Raw genomic sequence first — 22873 nt, 5'->3', positions numbered from 1 at the left:
AGTTGTGCGACATCGTATTCTGACGCTGTTGCTGGGGTTGGCGGTGCTAGTCACCGCTGGCTGTGGCTTTAATTTGCGAGGCACCACTCAGGTGCCACCTGAGCTACAAAAACTGTTGCTGGAAAGTAGCGATCCTTATGGCCCGTTAACTCGTGCGATACGCCAACAATTGCGTTTAAGTAACGTCACTATTGTTGATGACCCGATGCGTAAGGACCTACCGATACTACGGATTATTGGCTCATCCCAGAGTCAGAATACAGTGTCAGTCTTCCGTAACGGTGTGACGGCGGAGTATCAGTTAGTCTTGCATGTACAGGCGCAAGTTCTGATTCCAGGTCATGATATTTACCCAATACAGGTCAATGTCTTCCGTACTTTCTTCGATAACCCGCTAACAGCACTGGCGAAAGCGGCGGAAGCCGATGTTTTACGTCAGGAAATGCGTGATCAGGCGGCTCAACAGTTAGTGCGTAAGCTTTTGGTTGTGCATGCTGCTGAAGTGAAAAATGCACGGGAAAATGGCGATGCACTAACGAAAGGTAATACTGCTCCTGGTGCCGCTAAAACGGCTGTTGTCGAAGAAATCAATATTGGCAAACCTGCTGTCAGTACCCCGGCCCAATGATCCGAGTCTATCCTGAACAACTTGTCGCGCAGCTCCATGAGGGGCTGCGTGCTTGTTATCTGTTATGTGGTAACGAACCCTTATTGTTACAGGAAAGCCAAGACCATATTCGCCGTGTAGCAATATCCCATGATTTCACCGAGCATTTCAGTTTCGCGCTGGATGCTCACACTGAATGGGACAATATTTTTAGTCTTTGTCAGGCACTGAGTTTATTTGCCAGCCGCCAAACTCTTCTATTGAGTTTCCCGGACAGCGGATTGACCGCGCCAATGAATGAACAGTTAGTTAAATTATCTGGCTTGCTTCACCCTGATATCTTGCTGATATTGCGGGCAAACAAGCTGACTAAGGCGCAAGAAAACAGCGCTTGGTTTAAGGCCCTCAGCCAGAATGGTGTTTTTGTCAGTTGCCAAACACCAGAACAAGCGCAGCTTCCACGCTGGGTAAGTATTCGCGCTAAGAGTCTGAATCTAGAGGTAGATGATGCCGCCGTTCAACTGCTTTGCTACTGCTATGAAGGTAACTTGCTGGCGTTATCACAAGCATTGGAGCGGCTCTCCTTGCTTTACCCTGACGGCAAACTAACACTGCCCAAAGTAGAGCAAGCCGTCAACGACGCCGCACATTTCACCCCGTATCACTGGCTTGATGCCTTACTGGCAGGGAAAAGCAAACGCGCCTGGCATATTCTGCAACAATTGCAGCAGGAAGACAGTGAGCCAGTTATCTTACTGCGCACACTTCAGCGCGAATTATTACAGTTGTTAACGCTAAAGCGCCGAATGGAGCAAGTGCCACTGAGAACCTTATTTGACCAATTCAAAGTGTGGCAAAATCGCCGTCCGATGATGACTCAAGCACTACAGCGCCTTTCCATGCAACAACTGCAACAAGCTGTGCATTTATTAGCACAGATAGAAGTCCGTCTGAAACAGGACTATGGTCAGTCAGTCTGGCCGGAGTTAGAAACACTATCTATGCTGATGTGTGGAAAAAATTTACCTGAGAGTTTTTTTGATGCCGAATAAATCCCCGACTCGCACGCTGTATGCCCTGTTCGGTGGGACTTTTGACCCCATTCATTATGGTCATTTAAAGCCAGTTGAAGCATTGGCTCAACAAGTCGGTTTACAACACATTATTTTGTTGCCTAATCATGTCCCTCCGCATCGTCCACAACCTGAAGCCAATGCACAACAGCGGCTAAAAATGGTCGAGCTGGCAGTGGCCGACAATCCTTTGTTCAGCGTTGATTCACGCGAGTTATTACGCGATAGCCCGTCATTCACCATTGATACACTGGAAGCACTGCGTAAAGAACGTGGTGCTACACGGCCTTTAGCGTTTATTATTGGGCAAGACTCATTACTGTCGCTGCATAAATGGCATCGCTGGCAATCATTGCTAGATGTGTGTCACTTGTTGGTTTGCGCTCGGCCTGGCTACTCGCAAACACTGGAAACACCTGAATTACAGCAATGGCTTGATGCCCATCGTGTCTTTGAACCAGAGGCGTTAAGCCTGCGGCCCCATGGGGCAATCTATCTGGCAGACACACCTTTATTGAACATTTCTGCTACCGATATTCGCCATCGGCGTCATAATGGCGAAAGTTGCGATGACTTACTGCCTCGTGCAGTACAGAGATATATTGAGTTACAAGGTTTGTATCGCCAAAAAAATTGAAGTTGCAGGTAGGCAGCAAGAGAATGACAAATCGGTCTGAACCGATTTGAACAGCATTTATGCTAGCCCGTAGGGTGAGCCTCAAGGATGAGGCTCATTAGCCCCGATGAGCTTACTCAGGTAAGTGATTCAGGTGAGTGAACGTAGCGAACACTCCTGCGGCTTCAAGTATGAAGGCGGTTCGTGGCTGAGGGTTTATATCGCGATGCATTTACCCATGTTATACTCCGCCGCTAAATTTCAGGTATTCGCTGAAAAAACGTTACATTCTAACTGTTCATACCGGTAACTGTTCGCGGGATCTCCTGCAAACAATACTTAAGAACGTTATATACCCAAAGAACTTGACGTTGCAGGTAGGCAGCCAGCGCACGAATCCCGAAGAGCTTACATGAGTAAGTGACTCGGGTGAGAAAGTGTAGCTAACACCCCTGCTACTTCAAGTACGAAGGGTATAGACAGAAATCACCCGAGGGGGAACCTTTGCAAGGTAAAGCGCTCCAAGAATTTGTTATCGACAAGCTCGATGATTTAAAAGGCCAAGACATTATCACTCTGGATGTTCAGGGTAAGTCCAGCATCACTGATTTCATGATTATTTGTACCGGGACGTCCACTCGCCATGTTATGGCACTGGCAGATAACCTGGTTCAGGAATCGCGCGCGGCTGGCATGATACCTTTTGGTATCGAAGGTCAGGGTGTCTCTGACTGGGTCGTCGTCGACTTAGGCGAAGTCATTGTGCATGTGATGCAAGAAGAAAGTCGCCGTATTTACGAACTGGAAAAACTCTGGAGCTAAGCGGTGAAACTGCAACTGGTAGCCGTCGGTACAAAAATGCCAGACTGGGTGCAGACAGGTTTTATCGATTACCTGCGCCGCTTTCCCAAAGATATGCCCTTCGAGCTGGTAGAGATACCCGCAGGTAAACGGGGTAAAAATGCGGATATCAAACGCATTTTGGAAAAAGAAGGCGAGCTAATGCTGGCGGCGGTTGGGAAAAACAACCGTATTGTCACGCTGGATATCCCAGGGACCCCCTGGGAAACCCCACAATTGGCTCAACAATTAGAGCGCTGGAAGCAAGATGGCCGAGATGTCAGTTTGCTGATTGGCGGGCCGGAGGGGTTAGCCCCAGCCTGTAAAGCCGCCGCCGAGCAGAGCTGGTCGCTCTCTCCGCTGACGCTACCTCATCCTTTAGTCCGTGTTTTAGTTGCCGAGAGCCTCTATCGCGCCTGGAGTATTACGACCAATCACCCTTATCACCGGGAATAGGTGGGCGATGAATCTGAGTGAAATGATAACCCTGAATAGAGTGAAGCCAGTAGCAGGATGAAAAAAGAACTTAATCCTTTTCGCGACTATTCGGCTGAATCAGCCTTGTTTGTCCGTCGTGCCCTGGTGGCCTTTCTCGGTATCCTGCTGCTTAGCGGAATATTGGTCGCAAACCTATACAATTTGCAGATAGTCCGTTTTGAAGACTATCGCACTCGTTCCAATGAAAACCGCATTAAGCTGGTTCCCATCGCCCCAAGCCGTGGCATGATATTTGACCGTAACGGCACCCCGCTGGCGATGAACCGGACAATTTATCAGTTAGAGCTGATGCCGGAAAAAATTGAAGACCTCCCCGCCACCCTCAATGCACTGCGCCCCGTAGTGGATCTGACGGATGAGGATATCGCCAATTTTGAAAAAGAGCGTAAGCGCTCACGCCGATTTACTTCAATTGCGGTCAAAACACCACTCTCCGAAGTACAAGTCGCTCGCTTCGCCGTTAATCAATTCCGCTTCCCCGGCATTGAAGTCAAAGGCTATCAGCGCCGCTTCTACCCTTATGGTTCAGCACTGACACATGTCATTGGCTATGTTTCCAAGATTAATGATAAAGACGTCGAACGTCTGGATAAAGACGGAATTCTCGCTAACTATGCAGCAACGCACGATATCGGTAAGCTAGGTATTGAACGCTATTATGAGTCTGTGCTGCACGGAAAAACCGGTTATGAAGAAGTTGAAGTGAATAACCGTGGCCGGGTCATTCGTCAACTGCATGAGCAGCCACCACAGGCCGGTAAAGATATTTATCTGACGATTGATTTGCATCTGCAAACCTATATTGAGCAATTGTTGAGTGGCAGCCGCGCGGCTGTTGTTGTTACCGACCCGCGAACCGGTGGAATTTTAGCCTTGGTATCCAACCCCAGCTATGACCCTAACCTGTTTGTCGATGGCATCTCCAATAAAGATTATCAGGGGCTATTGAACGACCCGAATCGCCCACTGATAAACCGTGCCACTCAAGGTGTTTACCCGCCCGCTTCGACGGTAAAACCCTATATTGCTGTTTCGGCTCTCAGTGCCGGTGTTATCACCAAAAACACCAGTCTGTTTGACCCCGGCTGGTGGCAACTCCCCGGTTCAGAAAAACGTTTTCGCGACTGGAAGAAATGGGGCCATGGCCGGTTGAATGTCACCAAAGCGCTGGAAGAGTCGGCCGACACCTTCTTCTATCAGGTTGCTTATGACATGGGGATTGACCGCTTATCCTCCTGGATGACCAAATTCGGTTATGGTGAATATACCGGTATCGACTTATCCGAAGAACGAGCTGGCCTGATGCCGACTCGCGAATGGAAACAAAAACGCCATAAAAAGCCATGGTATCAAGGGGATACTATCCCCGTGGGCATCGGTCAGGGATATTGGACTGCCACCCCGATCCAGATGGCAAAAGCATTGACGACCCTGATTAATGATGGTGCGGTTAAAACACCGCATTTGTTGCAAAGCACCCGTATTGATGGCGTTTTAGTGCCTTATAAACAAGAAGATACCACCCAAATTGGTGATATCCATTCCGGTTACTGGGAAATCGCCAAAGATGGCATGTATGGTGTAGCCAATCGCCCTAACGGAACCGGCCGTAAATTCTTTGAAGGTACGCCGTATAAGGCTGCGGTAAAATCCGGTACGGCGCAGGTTTACAGTTACGAAACCTACAATGCTCATAAAGTGGCCGAGCATTTGCGTGACCATAAATTAATGGTCGCCTATGCCCCCTACGAAAACCCGACGGTCTCTGTCGCCATGATCTTAGAAAATGGCGGTGCCGGGCCTGCGGTGGGGACAATTACTCGCCAAATTCTCGACCATATATTGTTGGGCGATAACAACACTGAATTGCCGGACGCAACTCCTCTGCCTCCGGGAGTTGAAGCAGACTAGCGAAGGCAAATTAGTTGAAGCGGATTAAGGTAACTCATGACTGATAATCAACAAAAAGGCTCTTTGTGGTACAAAATGCACATTGACCTGCCGTTTCTAATTTGCGTATTGGCGCTGCTGGCTTATAGCGCCTTCGTGATGTGGAGCGCTAGTGGTCAAGACATCGGCATGATGGAACGCAAGGTAGGTCAAATTGCGATGGGCTTGGTTGTGATGCTGGTGATGGCGCAGATACCGCCCCGCGTCTACGAAAGTTGGGCGCCCTATCTCTATTTCGTTTGTGTCATTTTACTGGTGCTGGTCGATGCATTTGGACAAATCAGTAAAGGGGCGCAGCGCTGGCTGGATTTAGGTTTCATCCGCTTCCAACCCTCTGAAATTGCGAAAATTGCGGTTCCATTGATGGTCGCCCGCTTTATGAACCGTGACGTCTGCCCGCCCTCATTGAAAAATACCGGCATCGCACTGATTTTAATCTTTATGCCGACTTTATTAGTCGCCGCGCAACCCGACCTTGGCACCTCTATCCTGGTCGCCGCCTCCGGGTTATTCGTTTTGTTCCTTTCCGGTATGAGCTGGCGCTTGATCGCGATTGCCGCGGTTTTGGTTGCCGCATTTATTCCTATCCTGTGGTTCTTCCTGATGCATGGCTACCAGCGCGATCGCGTGATGATGCTGCTCGACCCGGAAAGTGACCCACTTGGGGCTGGCTATCATATTATTCAGTCTAAAATTGCTATTGGTTCCGGTGGGTTATCAGGGAAAGGCTGGCTACACGGAACTCAGTCACAGTTGGAATTCTTACCCGAGCGCCATACAGACTTTATCTTTGCCGTGTTAGCCGAAGAATTGGGCTTAATTGGTGTGCTGGTGTTATTAGCCCTTTATCTGTGCCTTATTATGCGCGGCCTGGTGATTGCGGCCCACGCGCAAACCACCTTCGGCCGGGTGATGGTCGGGGGGTTAATGCTGATACTCTTTGTCTACGTGTTTGTTAACATCGGCATGGTAAGTGGAATTTTACCTGTGGTTGGCGTACCTTTGCCTTTGGTCAGCTATGGAGGCTCGGCGCTGATAGTGCTGATGGCCGGGTTTGGTATCGTGATGTCGATACATACTCATCGAAAAATGTTATCTAAGAATTTATAGAGGTGAGCAATGCGTAAGGAATGGCTTTGGATAGGCATCGCAGGCGTGCTGTTATCAGCATGTACCAGTCAGCCTCCGGCACCCCAGCAACAAGTGCAGCAGACATACAACGGCCCGGTGGAAGAAATCGGCGGTGCAGAACCACGCTATGAGCCATTTAATCCTAGTTTTAATCAGGATTATAAGGTTAATGGCCAGTCCTATAGCATTGTCAAAGACCCGCAAAACTTCAGTCAGATTGGCCTCGCAGCGTGGTATGGCGAAGAAGCCAATGGCAACACCACGGCTACTGGCGAAACTTTTGATCCCAATGCATTGACAGCGGCCCACCCCACTCTGCCTATCCCAAGCTATGTGCGAGTCACCAACATCAGCAATGGTCGCCAGATTGTGGTTCGAGTCAACGACCGCGGCCCTTACACGCCTGGTCGGGTGATCGATTTATCCAAAGCAGCAGCCGATCGCCTAAATATTTCAAATAATACCAAAGTGAAGATTGATTTTATCAATGTGGCACCGGATGGCTCATTATCTGGCCCCGGCATGGTTGGTACCACTATCGCGAAGCAAAGCTATGCATTGCCAAGCCGCCCAGACCTGACGTCCAGCGAGATGGGAACCCCGGTTCAGCAAGATGCTCCCGCAGTCAGTGCGCCTGTCCGCCCTATTGATAATAGTCATTTGTCCGGTGCAGATACTAACCAGCCAGTGGCCCCACAAAGCAGCGGCTTCCTGCGTGCATCAACGCCAGTCCCGGCGGGCGTGCTAGAAAGTTCAGAACCCACGACAGTGAGTTCACAACCTGTACAGCCGCCGGTGGTCGCCAACCCCGGCCCGGTGACCTCATCAGAGGCCGCGACACCATCATCGGGTGGTTATGTGGTTCAAGTCGGTGCGTTGAGTGATGCACAGCGCGCGCAAACTTGGCAGCAAAGTTTGAGTCAACGTTTTGGTGTGCCGGGGAAAGTGGCCGCCAATGGCAGCGTACACCGCGTTCAACTTGGGCCATTCAGCAGCCGCCAGCAGGCCGTTGAACTGCAACAACGCCTGTCGAGCGAAGCTCAGCAGCAGTCATTTGTGGTTGCGGCACCTTAAATCATACATACCTTGTAGCAATTTAAGGCCCGTCTACTAAAAATAACCGTAACTCTCAGTCCAAACAGGATGTTACGGTTAAAACTATAAACGCTACATACGTTTATAACCCAATTAATTGGCGTTGCAGCAAGGCAGCAACGTCAAGTAAGAAGGCTATGGTATGATGTAGCACTTTTTTAACTTACTCCCACGGATGTTGTTGTCCTGATCATGAAATATGTAACTACTTCTCGCATTATCAAGAGCTTGATGCTCGGCACTGTCATTGTTATGAGCGCAGCTTCTGCTGCAAACGCTGATGACGTCAATTTAAAAACCATGATCCCCGGTGTGCCACAGATCGACGCGGAAGCCTACGTTCTGATTGATTACAACTCCGGCAAAGTATTAGCAGAAATGAATGCGGATACGCGCCGCAACCCGGCTAGCCTGACAAAAATGATGACCAGCTATGTTATTGGGCAGGCAATCAAATCAGGTAAAATCGGGCCAGAAGATATGGTTACCGTGGGTAAAGATGCTTGGGCGACTGGCAACCCAGAGTTCAAGGGCTCCTCGTTGATGTTCCTGAAACCAGGCGACCGTGTGCCGGTATCTAAACTGACCCGTGGTATCAACTTGCAATCAGGTAACGATGCCTGTGTCGCGATGGCCGATTACGTTGCCGGTAGCCAAGACTCATTCGTAAACCTGATGAACAACTATGTTAAAGCGCTGGGCCTGCAAAATACCCAGTTCAAAACCGTTCACGGTTTAGATGCTGAAGGGCAGTACAGCTCAGCACGCGATATGGCATTGATCGGGCAGGCGCTGATCCGCGATGTCCCGGATGAATACGCCATTTATAAAGAAAAAGAATTTACCTTCAATAATATCCGCCAGACCAACCGCAATGGTTTGTTGTGGGATACCAGCTTGAATGTTGATGGCATCAAAACCGGCCATACCGAAGCGGCGGGTTATAATCTGGTAGCCTCGGCTACCGATGGGCAGATGCGTTTGATTTCGGTGGTGTTAGGCGGCCATACCTTTAAGGGCCGTGAAACTGAAAGCAAAAAACTGCTGACCTGGGGCTTCCGTTTCTTTGAAACCGTAGCGCCACTGAAAGTCGGTAAAGAATTTGCTTCTGAACCGGTCTGGTTTGGTGATAGCGACCGTGTACAATTAGGGGTTGATAAAGACGTTTACCTGACAATCCCACGTGGCCGGATGAAAGATCTGAAAGCCAGCTATGTACTTAATACCCCTGAAATTCATGCACCACTGGCGAAGAATCAAGTTGTCGGGATGATTAACTTCCAGTTAGATGGTAAAACCATCGATCAACGCCCACTGGTGGTGATGAACGAAGTTAAAGAAGGCGGTTTCTTCAGCCGCATGGTGGATTACATCAAGCTCATGTTCCACCGCTGGTTTGGCTAAGCCCTAGCTTGAAAAACCACAAATAAGTCCCATATTATAAATAATGTCAAACTCCCGCCTCGGCGGGAGTTATAATTTTATAGTCGGCAATAATTTTTCCGACAACAAACTGTCCGTCAACCCCAGGAGCGCACATGAAAACTAAACTGAATGAACTGCTTGAGTTCCCTTGCCCCTTTACCTACAAAGTCATGGGCATTGCTGAACCTCAACTGGTTAACCAGGTGGTTGAAGTGGTACAGCGCCATGCTCCGGGCGATTATACCCCCGAAGTAAAACCGAGCAGCAAAGGCAACTATCACTCTGTTTCCATCACCATCACAGCGACCCATATTGATCAGGTGGAAACGCTGTATGAAGAATTAGGTAACCTGGAACTGGTCAGAATGGTGCTGTAGCGCTATTCCAATACTGCCTTTTCACCTATGGTCCGAACTGCTGACTCAGCTTTCGGGCCTTATTTTTATCTCTAAATTATTCTTTCAATCACCAAACTATCTCTTTCAATCGCCAAAACAGTGGCTCCTCACTGCTGGGCTGGTATACTGACACCACCATTTCTGTAACCAGATGATGCCTCGCTTGCAACAACACAAGATCATTTTACGCCAGCTAGGGTTACAACCCTATGCCCCCGTATCTCAAGCCATGCATAATTTCACTGAGTTTCGCACCGATAGCAGCGCAGATGAAATCTGGCTGGTTGAGCATCAACACGTTTTTACTCAGGGTCAGGCAGGAAAAGCTGAACATGTTCTGATGCCCGGAGATATTCCGGTTATCCAGAGTGACCGAGGGGGTCAGGTCACCTACCATGGCCCTGGTCAGCAAGTCATGTATATCATGATTGACCTCAAGCGCGCCAAATTGGGCGTGCGGCAATTAGTCACCGCGATTGAGAATACTGTCATTGAGACGCTGGCTCATTTTGACATTGATTCACGGGCTCGCCCGGATGCTCCCGGTGTGTATGTTGGCCAACAAAAAATTTGCTCATTGGGCCTGCGTATTCGTCGAGGCTGTTCATTTCACGGCCTGGCACTCAATGTTGCCATGGATTTGGAGCCATTCCAGCGCATCAATCCATGCGGTTACGCCGGCATGCAAATGACTCAGGTCAGCGCGCTAAAAACGGGTACCACTATTGCCGATATCCAACCCATATTAGTGCGCGAGTTTACCCGTGAATTAGGCTATTCACCGGCAGAACAGCAATCCTGGGCATTGGCGGACTATTTACCTGTTGGTACCCAATAGCTCAATAACTGTCAATATGTGGTATTCAAACGCCCTATAGCATCCCATTTACAAACGCCTACAAAATTGGGGGCTGAATGGGACGGGCTAAAGATGATATAATTTTTAAACAATTTTCAAAAATTTTTTAACGAACGCCACATCCTGTTGAATTTAATAAAAAATCTCAAATTGAGAGATTCAGAACTGGAACCTGTACGATTATGAGTAAACCGATTCAGATGGAACGCGGCGTCAAATACCGCGACGCAGATAAAATGGCGTTAATCCCGATTAAAACCGTGGTTACCGAACGCCAAGAGCTGCTACGAAAACCCGAGTGGATGAAAATCAAGCTTCCTGCTGACTCCAGCCGCATTCAGGGTATCAAGGCTGCAATGCGTAAAAATGGTCTGCACTCGGTTTGCGAAGAGGCCTCCTGCCCTAACCTGTCGGAGTGCTTTAACCACGGTACCGCGACATTTATGATCCTCGGGGCAATTTGTACTCGCCGTTGCCCATTCTGCGACGTTGCCCATGGCCGCCCGGTAACACCGGATGCCAATGAACCAGAAAAACTGGCTCAAACTATTAAAGATATGGGTTTGCGCTATGTCGTTATCACCTCTGTTGACCGGGATGATTTGCGTGATGGGGGGGCTCAGCACTTTGCAGATTGCATCTCAGCGATTCGAGCCAAGAATCCAACAATTAAAATAGAAACGCTGGTGCCTGATTTCCGTGGCCGTATGGATCGCGCATTAGATATTCTGACTGTCACGCCACCGGATGTGTTTAACCATAATCTGGAAAACGTTCCCCGTGTATATCGTCAGGTTCGCCCAGGGGCTAACTATGAGTGGTCGCTTAAATTATTGGAGCGCTTTAAAGAAGCTCATCCAGAGATTCCTACCAAGTCTGGGTTAATGGTGGGTTTAGGTGAGACTAATGCCGAAATCGTGGAAGTTATGCATGATTTACGCCGCCACGGCGTCACTATGCTGACGCTAGGGCAATATTTACAGCCGAGCCGCCACCATTTACCGGTACAGCGCTATGTCAGCCCGGCAGAGTTTGATGAGATGAAAGCGGAAGCAATGGCAATGGGCTTCACTCATGCAGCTTGTGGCCCATTTGTGCGATCCTCTTACCATGCAGACTTACAAGCAAAAGGGTTGGAAGTAAAATAAGCAAATTGGCCTGAATAAATGCTCAGGTTAATTTGGATGAAATATTTTATTACACCTTAAATAATAAATAATCAAAAACGGATTTCCATTGGAGATCCGTTTTTAATTTTCAGCCTGTTTCCATTATCAACCACAGAAGAATTGCCGATAAGACCCCGGCTAATTCATGATCATTCTTCTATAGCAACCGAAATGGCAGCCAAGCAAGCATAATCAGTCTTTATGCTCGATCGGCGGTTTGGCTTCTGTTGCTGTTTTAGACTCAGCGGTCGTGTTGGCTGGCGGAGCATCATCATTGCCCATGGCTTTTTTAAAGCCTTTCAAGGCCGCACCTAAGTCAGCACCCAGTGTGCGCAGTTTGCTGGTACCAAACAACAACACAATTAATATGCCGACTACCAATAATTTGGTAATACTGAGACCTTCCATATGCACCTTCTTGATTAGCACTGTTTATTAAAACATGGGCTATTTACGAATAAATTGCCGATTAAAACAAGAGTAATATGTAACAGATTTCGTTAGTGAACTATGATTTACTCAGAGTCTTTTCTCACTTATTTTGACTCATTCCGGATGAGACATTGCCGTTAACATCCCCCCAAAGCAGAAACAACGAGGGAATCGCCAATTGCCTTATTCAAGTAGAATAAACACCCGCAGATCTGGGTTAAGTTTTGCTAAAAGGACTTATTTACCTCGCGTATTTGGCTTAGGCGTTGGTATGTTTTGTGTCGGCTCAGTACTCTACACCCAGAATGCTCCATTATGGCTTTGGTTCATGCTCGTCCTTAATGGATTAGTCTGGCCACATATTTCATACCTATTGGCTACACGCTCTGAACAACCGTTTGAACAAGAAATCATAAATATGAAAATAGACTCAGCACTGGGTGGTGTCTGGGTCGCAATAATGTCATTCAATGCTCTGCCATCCGTCGTGATTCTTTCAATGATGAGCATGAACAATATTGCTTCTGGCGGGAAAAACGTTTTTTGCAAAGGCCTTGCATTGCAGATTGCCTGTAGTTTACTGACTGCATGGATATTTAATTTACCCTTTAAACCTGAAACCTCGCCACTCCAGGTCTATGCCTGTCTACCGATGATAATTATCTACCCCTCCCTACTTGGATTAGTCACCTACCGAACCGCAAAACGCCTGGCCGAAAATAAAGAAGAGTTATTGCGTATTAGTGTTAGGGATGGATTAACCGGGCTTTATAATCGCAGGCATTGGGAACATCAACTACATAATCAATTTGATAGTTGCCGACGCTACCAACACGGTGCCACACTTATTTTACTTGATATTGATAACTTCAAATCGATTAATGATACCTTTGGTCATGCCGTGGGTGATGAAGCTATTACTGTTCTTGCCGAAGAATTATTGCTAGGACTGCGGGCCATCGACATTGTTGGCCGTTACGGCGGGGATGAGTTCGGTGCTATTTTGCCTAATACTACGGCAGAACAAACACGGGAAGTATTAATGCGAATTCAGGAAAAACTGGCTGATTTAGTTTTTACCCACGCTCCATCCTTACAGCTTAGAGTCAGTGCTGGTATCGCAGATTACCGACACGATATGATTAACTATCAGCAATGGCTAAAAGCCGCCGACTCTGCGCTGTATCTGGCAAAAGACAATGGCCGTAACCGCATTGAACTGGCAAGCTAAATAACGGCAAAGTACCGGCATAGTGTTATCTCTAAAGAAAGGTGTTTATGTTTAATACATTACTGGCAGTATTTATTGGTGGTGGAGTGGGTAGCGTCGCTCGTTGGCTAGTCAGTATGAAGCTAAACAGTTTTTCACCCAATATCCCCGTGGGTACGCTTATTGTAAACTTGGTTGGCGCTTTTATTATCGGCCTGACATTAGCACTATTCACCCGAATCACACACATTGACCCCGTTTGGAAATTACTGATTACCACGGGTTTCTGCGGTGGCCTGACGACATTTTCAACCTTTTCAGTTGAAGTTGTCTATTTACTTCAGGATGGGAAATTAGCTTGGGCTGCTGGTACAGTTGCACTTAATCTGGCCGGTTCACTGGCTATGACTATGCTGGCTTTCATGTTAGTTAATTACTTTGCGGGTCAATAAGCGCGGGCATGACAGCACTATTTTTTACATCGTCTTAATGTTTTATTAATCTACAGACTGGATAATTATTTAGTTAAGAACAGTTAACAGCTGGGGTGACTGATGTGCTGGATAAATCCCATGTTTAGTTTACCTAAAACAGGAACCGAATGGCTGGCAGTCATTTTTTGCCTATTGATCACCGCCGCTTTCTTAAAGGCATATCTCTTTTAGTTAATTCCCTCGGGGCTAGAAATAAAAAACCCGCCTGATAAGAATGAGGCGGGTTTTAAGAAATATTGGCTACTTAGATAGCGATAACATTAGCAGCAGATGGCCCTTTGGCACCGTTCGTGATTTCAAATTCTACACGCTGGCCTTCAGCAAGAGTTTTGAAACCGTTGCTAGCGATGGCTGAGAAATGAACGAAAACGTCTTTACTGCCATCTTCTGGGGTAATGAAGCCAAAACCTTTAGATTCATTGAACCACTTAACGCTACCTTTAATCTTAGACATCAAACTTACCTTTACGTGAATGTTGGACACAAAATGTGTGTCCAATACAGTACAGCAATAGAACCGTTTTTTGTCCACGGTAGAGATCACAAAAATTAGATAAAAAGTGAAAAAGCCATCTTTTCTGCTCAATTACTAGCACAGAAATCCATATTTTTTTCTTTTACAACACAGCCTAAAGGGCTCAAAGAAAGTACCAGACTGTATCTGAAAGCGATTCACCTGTATTATACTTACCCATTGGATACGCTAATATGAGATGCATGATGAACGGTAGAATAACAACTTTTTTTGAAGATAAAGGTTTTGGTTTTATCACCGATGAGAACGGAGATAACCGTTATTTTCACGTTATTAAAGTTGCTAATCCCGAGATGATCAAAAAAGGCGCGGAAGTCACTTTCGAGCCGACAACCAATACTAAAGGGTTATCCGCATTTGCAGTGAAAGTGGCCATTGAGAGCAAATACATATTCATTGCTAATGAGAGAATCAAACTCACCAGTATCAAATCATTCAATACCTTTACTAAAGAAGTTCCTGCGCAGGCTGAGATCGATAAAGCCAACACCATCCTTTCAGTCAACTTACTGATGAATAAAATTCGGCCGCAGGAAGAAGATATTTCAGAAAAAACCGTGCCATTGAAAATGTTATCAATAACTACGTTCCAAAATACCACCTACACATTCTCTGAGCATGAGGTTGATATCGACAGTACGATTGCCAAGTTGAAGAGTATTTAGTCTGTTTTTTACTGAAATAACGCGGCATCGCAACCCATAAACAGCCCCAAATAACTTTGGGGCTGTTTGGGGGGCTCCCCAGGGTTTTGAAGCTGGCATCCCTGCCCGCTAGCACAAGAAAATCCCTTTGGTATTCTCTGGTGTCGACGGAAAAAGCAACCAAAATTCAGTCCATTTTCATATTAACTATTTGAACATAAACATTTTAATTAACTCAACATCAGTACGGGCACCCAGCTTTTTCATGGCAGACCGTTTTTGCCCACTAACTGTTTTCTCACTCTTTTTCAAAATTCTGGCGATATCCCCGCCCGAAAATCCTTCATTGAACAATTTCAATACGATATTTTCATTAGGCGTCAAATATTGTCGCTCTGACGATGGCTGACTTAATACTTTCGGGGATTTTCGCTCAGTTAGACTCTCTTTAAGTCCGCGAACCTTACGTTTAAAAACAGTTGAAATCTTGTTGGTAACAGTATCGATGGAGTCTTCTCTGAAGATCATCGTGACATTACTGAACCTTGGGATACCCTGTAAAAAGCTATTCAATCGGGAATCACAAATTAAAAAAACATCTGCTTCTGAAGGCGCTTTATCCAGACGTTTTAGAGCATCAAAAAAACTAAACTCATCAACTCCAATAAAAATGATATCTGCTGAATAAAATGCTTTACGATAGAATTTAATCTCTTTTTTAAACCCTAACGATGTAAATATCTTTTTTACGATGGTTACCATACCCAACGTTTGATATTTGTCGTTATCAACGATCATACAGCTTATCATATTGGCTACACCCGCTAGTGCTTCAGCACCCTATGAATTGTTAACTCACATCTATTTGTGATGAAATAAAAGCTATTAGAAATTATGTAGATAGCCCAGAACACACCTTACTTTGCAGTAAACCATAAGGGAACGAGGATATATATAGGATGTCAACACCGGAGAGTGTAGGAAACGTCTTTTTCTAAAAAGAATATTTCTTAGTTGTTTATTTAGCTTTAAGTCTACCAGACGTGACAGCAATGGGATTATATGTAAAAATAGTGAGAAATTAGTAGCCTAAACAGGAAGGTTCTAATGCTATACCTACGTTATCTGAAGCTGGATATCTCGTTTAACTTTATTTTAAGCCAAACAACTTTATGAGAAACGTCGGTTTACATGCGCTGAAAACATTAAGCTGTTTTTCTGCCGTTACCTTTTATTCTGCCAGTAAAACTTGTACTGAACAGTGTTTTCTCGGTGGAGAAGTGATGGGTGTTCTGTACTTTTTATCGATCATCGCAACCCCACTTTTCTTTATGATTATTGGTTATATCGACTCAAATGATGAGATAGATCAGGCAGATATACTCAGAAAGTTAAAATCTATAATAACTATTATTATTTTCTGGAACGTACTTTTCTACTTTATCAACGAAGATGGCTTCAAGCGGGGTTACTTCCTGCAAAGTTGGCTTTTATTCAGTATTGCTATTATTTATCTAATCAACCCAATAATCTCTAAGATATTAAAAAGTAACAGAACAGCAATCATAACCCTCTCATGCTTGGTTATATTTTCTGTTTCTATCGATTTAATCAGTGCATTCAGTGAAAAACCCTACCTAATTGATTTTCCGCAATACTTTAGATTATGGACGTGGATCTTCTATTATATGACCGGCAGGTTCCTTTGCTCCAAAGTTTGCCAAAGAATAACCAAAATGCCGAGAGTACGTCTTGCAGCAAAAGTTCTTCTTATCCCGACAGCAGTTTCCATGTATTTCTATGAAAGTTTTATGTCGATGTATGTCTATAAAACAGTAAATGCCAGCTATTTCCTCGATAACCTACATGTTTTAATACTGAGTTTATGCTTATTTGTCATATTTGATAACTTTGACACTAAACATGAATGGATAAAGAAAACATTAGCCTATATCAGCCCATCCATGATTGGGGTTTATATTTTGCATGATGGAATTTTCTATTTCATCGCCAGCGCATATAACTTATCGGATGTCACATTGAGGTTCACACTGCTGTTATCCGTATTTGCTGCATCAGTGCTGTTATCACGGATTTTATTACTCAATAAATATACGTCGCGCTTTATCTCATTTTGATTTATTTCATCGCTAACACATATCCATTTTTTCTGTGACACATGGGCATCACGCCTGTACTCCTGTAAGTGTATTTGGTCAGATGGGGGGTCGGGCTGGAATCTCGTCTGGCACGATGTCAATTTGACATGACCATGAGGGAATACGATGTCTACCTCTGCACTAAACCAGTTATTTGGAACAGTCCATGCCATTGTTGAAGGTTCAGCCACCAATGAAAGCCTGGAAGAAATGGCGCTATCGGTAGGAAGTGAAGTCACTGCATTATTTAAAGCATCAAGTGTCATTCTTGCTACCAAGAAAGCATAAGAGCGCCCTATCTTCATAGATTCTATTTTTATAATAGAATAAGCCGCCATCAGGCGGCTTATTTAATGTCGAATGCAGGACAAAACCGCCGCATGATCACTGCGGTCGGTATATATCTCTGTAATGAGCTAATCTCTCCTGGAAGAAATCGCATTCATCCGGCGAAAGTTTCGCTTCAATTTCATCAACATTTATTTTCTTTTTTTGGTTTTCCATAAAAGCAACCGTGGATGCCACAAAGTCCAGGCTGGTATGGCAATATGCTGAAACGAGTTTCTCAAGTGCTGACATATTATCCCCCTTATGTGACAATGCACATCATGAAAGTTAACACAAATAATTATATTAAAAATGAGATCAATATCAACTTAAACAGGATTCATCTCCTGTAAGAGCCCCGCCCTGTGTGACTTGATTGATTTTACTGACATTACCCTGAAACTGGATATTTTGTCGCGGATAGCTGTTTTTTAGCGGGATTTACGTTATCGTTTGGCTAGCCAACTTGAAACTCATCATTTATAACGAGAATTGAAATGAGAAAAACGACGATGATTATGATCGCGATTGCGCTGGTAGTATTCGCTTACACGCATTTTACCGGAGCCTAGCGCTATTAGACCTATGTTAAAAGTCATTGCACAAGATTTTATAAAACCTGAGCACATCAGTGATGTCACGCCACTCTATAAAGAATTAGTGGAAAGAACAAAACTTGAGCCACTATGTATTTCCTATGATTTATTTATCGATCATAAAGATCCCGGCAACTTTATTTTTATCGAAGAATGGCCAGACCAAGCGGCATTAGATATACATTGCGCTTCAGAGCATTTCAGGCGACTGGTTCCACAAATCAATCAATATCAGCGAAAAGAGTGCACACTCATCTTTATGCACTCTTTTAAATAGCCTTTAAAAACAAAGCGCTATGGTGCAAGTTGCTCCTCTTCATGATATTGATTCTGCCACATGGCCGCGTACTGGCCATTTTTCAGCAATAACGCCTCATGCCGCCCACGTTCAACTATTGAGCCCGCTTCCATCACAATAATTTCATCGGCATCAATAATGGTGGATAAGCGGTGAGCAATGACCAGAGTAGTATGGTCGCGGCTAACTTCGCGCAGGTGGGCCTGAATTTCGCGCTCAGTATGAGTATCTAACGCGCTGGTCGCTTCATCAAAAACCAAAATAGCTGGGTTTTTAAGAATAGTCCGCGCAATCGCCACTCGCTGTTTCTCACCCCCCGACAACTTAAGCCCACGCTCCCCTACTCGCGTGTCATAACCATCTGGCAAACTAATGATAAAATCATGAATATGGGCCAGTTTCGCCGCGCGTTCTATTTCTGTAAAACTGGAAGAAGTTCTGCCGTAAGCAATGTTATAACGCAGCGTGTCATTGAAGAGCACTGTATCTTGCGGCACGATGCCAATAGCCTCACGTAAACTTGCTTGAGTTACATTGCGGACATCTTGATCATCAATATAAATCGCGCCATCAGTGACATCATAAAACCGGAATAATAGACGAGATAGTGTTGATTTGCCGGCTCCCGATGCGCCAACAACCGCCACTGTTTTGCCCGCAGGGATAGTGAAACTCACTTTATTCAGAATAGGTCTACGCGGATCATAACCAAAACTGACTGAGTCAAACCGCACTTCCCCCTTTGTAAGATGTAAAGCCGGCGCATCAGGGCGATCAGTAATCTCTTTTTCCACCATCAACAAATCGAGCATATTCTCCATATCAATCAATGCTTGTCTGATCTCAGAATAAATAAACCCAAAGAAATTGAGCGGCTGGTACAGCTGAAGAAGGTAAGCATTTACCAACACAAAATCACCAATGCTCATACGGCCTTGTGTGATACCTTGCGCCGCCATGGCCATCATCACCACCAACCCGATGGAAATAATTGCCGTCTGCCCGAGACTTAACGCCGTAAAACTGAACTGATTTTTAATTGCAGCATATTCATACAGTTGGCGCGAAGTATTAAAGCGCTCAGCTTCAAACTCTTCATTACCAAAATATTTTACCGTTTCATAATTTATCAGGCTGTCGATAGACTTGGTGTTAGCGTCTGAATTAGCTTGATTTAGCTCACGCCGAAAACGGGTTCGCCAACTAACCGCCACAACAGTAAATAGGATATAGCATGCCACTGTCGCCAGAATGGCGACCGCAAACCAGCCATCTAGCAAATGCCACATGATAAGAGAGACCAGGGTTATCTCAAATAAAATGGGGAATATAGAGAACAAAATGCGGGAAAGCACTGTCGCAACCGCTTGTGTACCGCGTTCAATAGATAAAGATAACCCGCCGGTTTGCCTGTCCAGATGAAAACGCAAACTTAGTTCATGTAATTGTTTAAATACCCGTAAACCAAGTAATCGAGTCGCATTCTGGCTGACGTGCACAAACATCACGTTACGCAATTCTTCGAATAGGGAGGCACTAACTCTCGCGACCCCATAAGCAATTATCAAGGTGATGGGGATAGCCATCATCTTGGCATTTTCACTGCTTAATGTGTCGATCATCGCCCTGTAAGCAAGGGGCACAAGTGTGGTACTGACCTTAGAAACCACCATAAATATGACGGCGGCAATCAGGTAATACCGGAGTTTCGAGTTATTTTTAGGCCACAAGTAAGGTAATAGAAATTTGAGTATACGGGAGCGATCCATATTTATGTATTTGTCATCTCAGGTGAAATGGGAATCATTACTTTTTATATTCTGCCACGTATCAAGGTAATAGCCTAATAAACAAGGCAATATCTTGCTCTAAATAATCATGCGTTTTTGATAATTTATCGGGGACTGGCTGGATACCCGCTAACGGGCATAGGTAGGGTGCGGCTTCCGAATTGGCTCATAATATACGCTTTCGAAAACCGCTATTAAAAATATAATTATTCGTTGAAGAACCAGTATCCCTGATTAACCAACTCAGTTAACTCCGCAATGAAAGCCGGATTACGGAGTGCCTCACCCAGCTCTTCCTTGCCGAGAATAGTATAGCGACACAGCGCATCAGCGGCTGTAGAGTCACAGATTTCCAACCGCTCACTATTGATAAAGAAACTGTCGCCCACTTGTAGAACCCGCAGCCCACTAAGGCGAGTCAAGGCTTCACCATCCGTCAGGGCGTCGACAATCTCTTTCGGCTCGTAAGGCGGCTCCGCCGGAGCAATGTCCAACTCATGGCGCGGTGTCGTTGCAAAGCGGCCAAACCATTGCTTAAAGTCTTCTGGTTGATTAATCATCTCGATCATCATCCCACGCAGGCGGTCGAGTTCATATTCTTCAACCCGGCCTGGATGTTCTCGACAGGTTAAATCAGGGTCGCTGTAATGCTCATTACCAAGATCGTTTTCCAGCGCATAGTCAGCAAAACTGCTGATTAAATCCCGCCCATTTGGCCCGCGAAAACCCACCGAGTAGTTAAACGCCGTTTCGTGAGTGAAACCATCGTGTGGGAAGCCCGGTGGAATATATAAAATATCGCCCGGCGCTAAATCTTCATCAATAATGGGGGTGAATGACTCAACATGCAGCAGTGCCGGATGTGGGCAAAACTGCTTTAACGGTAGCTTATCGCCAACCCGCCAACGGCGGCTGCCCATCCCTTGGATAATGAACACATCATATTGATCAATATGCGGCCCAACTCCGCCACCAGGGACAGAAAAGGAGATCATCAAGTCGTCTAAACGCCAATCTGGCAGCACACGAAACGGCCGAACTAATTCAGCTGAGGGGGCATGCCAGTGGTTAACCGCCTGAGCCAACAGTGACCAGTTGGTTTCACCTAGATTATCAAAGTGCTCAAATGGCCCATTACTCGCCTGCCACTGGCCATTTGTATGGCTGACCAGACGGCTATCTACCTCAGCTTCCATTGCTAAGCCCGCCAACTCGTCCGGCGTAATCGGATCGACAAAATTCGGGAAGGCATTTTTTAATACAACTGGCTGTTTTTGCCAATATTTCTCTAAAAACTCGGGCCAATTAAGGTTAAGTTGATAAGCCATACTTTCATACCACTGAGAAAATAAATGGCCTTGATTATAAAGTGGAGCCACCCCGACTGCCTTGTCATGGGTCAATGACACTCATCAGTTAAGTAAAAACAGATCATCTGTATGCTCCGTGAAGCCAAGGCTGGGATTTTGGGCGTTCAGGTCATGCGTATTCTGAACAGCATGACGTTATTCCTTGGCTATCCGCATAGGGACAATGACAAACCTATCCTTTAATGTGATAAAATGTGTAGAACAGGTGAATATCAATACAATAGCCTGTTATTTGTCACTTTTTTATATTTATTAATTTTAATTTCAAGAGGTTAGCGTGATGGGTTTACCAAACTGTCCGAAGTGTAGTTCTGAATATACATGGCAGGAAGGGGAAAAATTAAATTGCCCAGAATGTGGTCATGAGTGGTCGGAAAATAGCGATTCTGCAGCAGCCGATGAAGGCCTGGTGGTGCGTGATGCCAATGGTAATTTACTGGCTGACGGTGATGCGGTAACTGTTGTTAAAGACCTAAAAGTAAAAGGCAGCTCTTCAACCCTGAAAATCGGAACCAAAGTGAAAAGCATCCGTCTGGTTGAAGGTGACCACAATATCGATTGTAAAATTGATGGATTTGGCCCAATGAAGCTGAAATCTGAGTTTGTGAAGAAAAGCTAATAGCTTAACCAGCTGTTTTCCCCTTGCCCAGTGCGGTTCTGCGGAGCAAGGGGATTTGCTAGCACCGCCTATGATTGCGGCTTAGTTTCCTGCTTGAGAAAATCACTCAGGAAATATTGCGCATTGCCCTCATTAGAAAGCAATTCACTATACATAATAGGATGGTCGCCTTTCTCGCCAGGTAAATATAATTTCCCTAAATTATTGTTATTAATGATCAAAACTACAATTTTCTTCCCATTAACATTGACACTATAGTCACTGCGCTCGTCTTTCTTCTCAACATCCATAATTTGAATTTTCTTATCCCAATCATGGTCGGCATTTGTTATCTGTACTAATGCCTTATTTTCAGAGCGAGGGCCATAACGCAATGTCCAAACTTCAATACCTTCATTGCCTTGCCAGGCCTTAACAGAATCAGCAACTTCAGGGCGAACAGGTTCGGCAGCGAAACTTGTAGCGGATACCGCACATAACAGAGTAAGAAAGAAAAGTTTTTTAAACATCCAAGAGTCCTTTTGTGTTAATTGAAAACGACAATCCTAATATCGTCGAAATACCTATATCTATCTGCAAATGACCGCAAAAGAAAAATTTAATTTTATACTAACCAGAAAAATTGTACTCAAGGTTTTATTAAAACCCATAAAAATAGAGACAATTCTTGATGATTCAATCGATCATTACTCTCAGTTTTAGTCTAAAACGGAATGGCGACTGAAAAATTGTGTCATG

25 protein-coding genes and 1 pseudogene are annotated in these 22873 nt (G+C 45.3%); 19 read left to right on the top strand and 7 right to left on the bottom strand.

Features of this window, described 5'->3' with window-relative positions; genetic code table 11:
• The first annotated feature begins 4 nt into the window (after positions 1-4).
• From lptE to lipA, 12 genes are all read left to right on the top strand, one after another.
• Entirely contained in the window at positions 5-628 is a 624-nt protein-coding gene (gene lptE, locus OP863_RS06280; RefSeq protein WP_145589765.1) for an LPS assembly lipoprotein LptE, read from the top strand.
• On the top strand, positions 625-1659 hold the full coding sequence (gene holA / locus OP863_RS06275; protein ID WP_145591814.1) for a DNA polymerase III subunit delta: 1035 nt from the start codon (positions 625-627) through the stop codon (positions 1657-1659). The genes lptE and holA overlap by 4 nt, the downstream gene beginning before the upstream one ends.
• Positions 1649-2317: a nicotinate-nucleotide adenylyltransferase gene (gene nadD, locus OP863_RS06270; protein ID WP_145591813.1), complete on the top strand. Its 669-nt coding sequence runs from the start codon at positions 1649-1651 to the stop codon at positions 2315-2317. The genes holA and nadD overlap by 11 nt, the downstream gene beginning before the upstream one ends.
• 483 nt (positions 2318-2800) lie before the next feature.
• Positions 2801-3118: a ribosome silencing factor gene (gene rsfS / locus OP863_RS06265; RefSeq protein ID WP_004390601.1), complete on the top strand. Its 318-nt coding sequence runs from the start codon at positions 2801-2803 to the stop codon at positions 3116-3118.
• Between the two features lie 3 nt (positions 3119-3121).
• Complete coding sequence (gene rlmH, locus OP863_RS06260; RefSeq protein ID WP_004390602.1) at positions 3122-3592, top strand: 23S rRNA (pseudouridine(1915)-N(3))-methyltransferase RlmH; 471 nt, start codon at positions 3122-3124, stop codon at positions 3590-3592.
• Between the two features lie 57 nt (positions 3593-3649).
• On the top strand, positions 3650-5545 hold the full coding sequence (gene mrdA / locus OP863_RS06255; RefSeq protein ID WP_050291452.1) for a peptidoglycan DD-transpeptidase MrdA: 1896 nt from the start codon (positions 3650-3652) through the stop codon (positions 5543-5545).
• A 36-nt stretch (positions 5546-5581) separates the two neighbouring features.
• The gene (gene mrdB, locus OP863_RS06250) at positions 5582-6694 is read left to right on the top strand and encodes a peptidoglycan glycosyltransferase MrdB (RefSeq protein WP_038634793.1); all 1113 of its coding nucleotides are present in this window, start codon (positions 5582-5584) and stop codon (positions 6692-6694) included.
• Positions 6695-6703: 9 nt separating this feature from the next.
• On the top strand, positions 6704-7789 hold the full coding sequence (gene rlpA, locus OP863_RS06245) for an endolytic peptidoglycan transglycosylase RlpA (protein ID WP_145589768.1): 1086 nt from the start codon (positions 6704-6706) through the stop codon (positions 7787-7789).
• A gap of 213 nt (positions 7790-8002) precedes the next feature.
• Entirely contained in the window at positions 8003-9214 is a 1212-nt protein-coding gene (gene dacA, locus OP863_RS06240; RefSeq protein ID WP_145589769.1) for a D-alanyl-D-alanine carboxypeptidase DacA, read from the top strand.
• A 134-nt stretch (positions 9215-9348) separates the two neighbouring features.
• Positions 9349-9612, top strand: coding sequence for a DUF493 family protein YbeD (gene ybeD, locus OP863_RS06235; RefSeq protein ID WP_005158389.1), 264 nt, complete (start codon positions 9349-9351; stop codon positions 9610-9612).
• 172 nt (positions 9613-9784) lie between these two features.
• Positions 9785-10471, top strand: a complete 687-nt coding sequence (gene lipB / locus OP863_RS06230; RefSeq protein ID WP_265525984.1) for a lipoyl(octanoyl) transferase LipB — start codon at positions 9785-9787, stop codon at positions 10469-10471.
• A gap of 203 nt (positions 10472-10674) precedes the next feature.
• The gene (gene lipA, locus OP863_RS06225; RefSeq protein WP_032819853.1) at positions 10675-11640 is read left to right on the top strand and encodes a lipoyl synthase; all 966 of its coding nucleotides are present in this window, start codon (positions 10675-10677) and stop codon (positions 11638-11640) included.
• Between the two features lie 213 nt (positions 11641-11853).
• On the opposite strand, the gene tatA is transcribed toward lipA, so the two are convergent.
• The gene (gene tatA / locus OP863_RS06220) at positions 11854-12069 is read right to left on the bottom strand and encodes a Sec-independent protein translocase subunit TatA (RefSeq protein WP_038634802.1); all 216 of its coding nucleotides are present in this window, start codon (positions 12067-12069) and stop codon (positions 11854-11856) included.
• A gap of 202 nt (positions 12070-12271) precedes the next feature.
• Between tatA and OP863_RS06215 the strand changes: the two genes are divergently transcribed.
• Positions 12272-13324, top strand: coding sequence for a diguanylate cyclase (locus OP863_RS06215; protein ID WP_265525983.1), 1053 nt, complete (start codon positions 12272-12274; stop codon positions 13322-13324).
• A 47-nt stretch (positions 13325-13371) separates the two neighbouring features.
• Positions 13372-13755 carry a fluoride efflux transporter CrcB gene (crcB, locus tag OP863_RS06210; RefSeq protein WP_145591811.1) on the top strand — a complete coding sequence of 128 codons (384 nt, stop codon included), beginning with the start codon at positions 13372-13374 and terminating at the stop codon, positions 13753-13755.
• 286 nt (positions 13756-14041) lie between these two features.
• Here crcB and cspE read toward each other — a convergent pair whose 3' ends face one another.
• A complete protein-coding gene (gene cspE / locus OP863_RS06205; protein ID WP_002210315.1) occupies positions 14042-14251 on the bottom strand; it encodes a transcription antiterminator/RNA stability regulator CspE in 210 nt (69 codons plus the stop codon).
• Between the two features lie 266 nt (positions 14252-14517).
• On the opposite strand from cspE, the gene OP863_RS06200 reads away from it, so the two are divergent.
• Positions 14518-14997: a cold-shock protein gene (locus tag OP863_RS06200; RefSeq protein ID WP_038634807.1), complete on the top strand. Its 480-nt coding sequence runs from the start codon at positions 14518-14520 to the stop codon at positions 14995-14997.
• 186 nt (positions 14998-15183) lie between these two features.
• On the opposite strand, the gene OP863_RS06195 is transcribed toward OP863_RS06200, so the two are convergent.
• The gene (locus OP863_RS06195) at positions 15184-15774 is read right to left on the bottom strand and encodes a helix-turn-helix transcriptional regulator (protein WP_145509479.1); all 591 of its coding nucleotides are present in this window, start codon (positions 15772-15774) and stop codon (positions 15184-15186) included.
• A gap of 374 nt (positions 15775-16148) precedes the next feature.
• On the opposite strand from OP863_RS06195, the gene OP863_RS06190 reads away from it, so the two are divergent.
• Positions 16149-17114 (top strand): acyltransferase, encoded by a 966-nt coding sequence (locus tag OP863_RS06190; RefSeq protein ID WP_038634812.1) that lies wholly within the window; start codon positions 16149-16151, stop codon positions 17112-17114.
• Between the two features lie 156 nt (positions 17115-17270).
• A pseudogene (locus OP863_RS06185) lies at positions 17271-17423 on the top strand (TOBE domain-containing protein); the annotation flags it as partial.
• Between the two features lie 96 nt (positions 17424-17519).
• On the opposite strand, the gene OP863_RS06180 reads toward OP863_RS06185, so the two are convergent.
• Entirely contained in the window at positions 17520-17714 is a 195-nt protein-coding gene (locus tag OP863_RS06180; protein ID WP_038634818.1) for a glycogen synthase, read from the bottom strand.
• 333 nt (positions 17715-18047) lie between these two features.
• On the opposite strand from OP863_RS06180, the gene OP863_RS06175 reads away from it, so the two are divergent.
• Positions 18048-18335 carry a putative quinol monooxygenase gene (locus OP863_RS06175; RefSeq protein WP_038634821.1) on the top strand — a complete coding sequence of 96 codons (288 nt, stop codon included), beginning with the start codon at positions 18048-18050 and terminating at the stop codon, positions 18333-18335.
• A 17-nt stretch (positions 18336-18352) separates the two neighbouring features.
• Here OP863_RS06175 and OP863_RS06170 read toward each other — a convergent pair whose 3' ends face one another.
• Both OP863_RS06170 and OP863_RS06165 read right to left on the bottom strand, forming a co-directional pair.
• Entirely contained in the window at positions 18353-20125 is a 1773-nt protein-coding gene (locus OP863_RS06170; protein WP_145589772.1) for an ABCB family ABC transporter ATP-binding protein/permease, read from the bottom strand.
• A gap of 227 nt (positions 20126-20352) precedes the next feature.
• Positions 20353-21474 (bottom strand): cupin domain-containing protein, encoded by a 1122-nt coding sequence (locus OP863_RS06165; protein WP_145591847.1) that lies wholly within the window; start codon positions 21472-21474, stop codon positions 20353-20355.
• A gap of 319 nt (positions 21475-21793) precedes the next feature.
• Here OP863_RS06165 and OP863_RS06160 point away from each other — a divergent pair, with 319 nt between their 5' ends.
• Positions 21794-22135: a zinc ribbon domain-containing protein YjdM gene (locus tag OP863_RS06160; protein ID WP_162472775.1), complete on the top strand. Its 342-nt coding sequence runs from the start codon at positions 21794-21796 to the stop codon at positions 22133-22135.
• A 68-nt stretch (positions 22136-22203) separates the two neighbouring features.
• Here OP863_RS06160 and OP863_RS06155 read toward each other — a convergent pair whose 3' ends face one another.
• Positions 22204-22644, bottom strand: a complete 441-nt coding sequence (locus OP863_RS06155) for a hypothetical protein (RefSeq protein ID WP_145589773.1) — start codon at positions 22642-22644, stop codon at positions 22204-22206.
• Between the last annotated feature and the right edge of the window lie 229 nt (positions 22645-22873).

Source organism: Yersinia sp. SCPM-O-B-9106 (C-191), assembly GCF_026183365.1.
Taxonomy (GTDB): domain Bacteria; phylum Pseudomonadota; class Gammaproteobacteria; order Enterobacterales; family Enterobacteriaceae; genus Yersinia; species Yersinia rochesterensis.
This window is presented reverse-complemented; position numbering and strand designations above follow the sequence as displayed.

Bases quoted from the DNA above. Each gene is read 5' to 3' on its own strand.
- holA (WP_145591814.1), top strand. From the start codon at position 625: ATGATCCGAGTCTATCCTGAACAACTTGTCGCGCAGCTCCATGAGGGG.
- nadD (WP_145591813.1), top strand. From the start codon at position 1,649: ATGCCGAATAAATCCCCGACTCGCACGCTGTATGCCCTGTTCGGTGGG.
- mrdA (WP_050291452.1), top strand. From the start codon at position 3,650: ATGAAAAAAGAACTTAATCCTTTTCGCGACTATTCGGCTGAATCAGCC.
- mrdB (WP_038634793.1), top strand. From the start codon at position 5,582: ATGACTGATAATCAACAAAAAGGCTCTTTGTGGTACAAAATGCACATT.
- rlpA (WP_145589768.1), top strand. From the start codon at position 6,704: ATGCGTAAGGAATGGCTTTGGATAGGCATCGCAGGCGTGCTGTTATCA.
- dacA (WP_145589769.1), top strand. From the start codon at position 8,003: ATGAAATATGTAACTACTTCTCGCATTATCAAGAGCTTGATGCTCGGC.
- ybeD (WP_005158389.1), top strand. From the start codon at position 9,349: ATGAAAACTAAACTGAATGAACTGCTTGAGTTCCCTTGCCCCTTTACC.
- lipB (WP_265525984.1), top strand. From the start codon at position 9,785: ATGATGCCTCGCTTGCAACAACACAAGATCATTTTACGCCAGCTAGGG.
- lipA (WP_032819853.1), top strand. From the start codon at position 10,675: ATGAGTAAACCGATTCAGATGGAACGCGGCGTCAAATACCGCGACGCA.
- tatA (WP_038634802.1), bottom strand. From the start codon at position 12,069: ATGGAAGGTCTCAGTATTACCAAATTATTGGTAGTCGGCATATTAATT.
- crcB (WP_145591811.1), top strand. From the start codon at position 13,372: ATGTTTAATACATTACTGGCAGTATTTATTGGTGGTGGAGTGGGTAGC.
- cspE (WP_002210315.1), bottom strand. From the start codon at position 14,251: ATGTCTAAGATTAAAGGTAGCGTTAAGTGGTTCAATGAATCTAAAGGT.
- OP863_RS06200 (WP_038634807.1), top strand. From the start codon at position 14,518: ATGAACGGTAGAATAACAACTTTTTTTGAAGATAAAGGTTTTGGTTTT.
- OP863_RS06195 (WP_145509479.1), bottom strand. From the start codon at position 15,774: ATGATCGTTGATAACGACAAATATCAAACGTTGGGTATGGTAACCATC.
- OP863_RS06190 (WP_038634812.1), top strand. From the start codon at position 16,149: ATGAGAAACGTCGGTTTACATGCGCTGAAAACATTAAGCTGTTTTTCT.
- OP863_RS06180 (WP_038634818.1), bottom strand. From the start codon at position 17,714: ATGTCAGCACTTGAGAAACTCGTTTCAGCATATTGCCATACCAGCCTG.
- OP863_RS06175 (WP_038634821.1), top strand. From the start codon at position 18,048: ATGTTAAAAGTCATTGCACAAGATTTTATAAAACCTGAGCACATCAGT.
- OP863_RS06170 (WP_145589772.1), bottom strand. From the start codon at position 20,125: ATGGATCGCTCCCGTATACTCAAATTTCTATTACCTTACTTGTGGCCT.
- OP863_RS06165 (WP_145591847.1), bottom strand. From the start codon at position 21,474: ATGGCTTATCAACTTAACCTTAATTGGCCCGAGTTTTTAGAGAAATAT.
- OP863_RS06155 (WP_145589773.1), bottom strand. From the start codon at position 22,644: ATGTTTAAAAAACTTTTCTTTCTTACTCTGTTATGTGCGGTATCCGCT.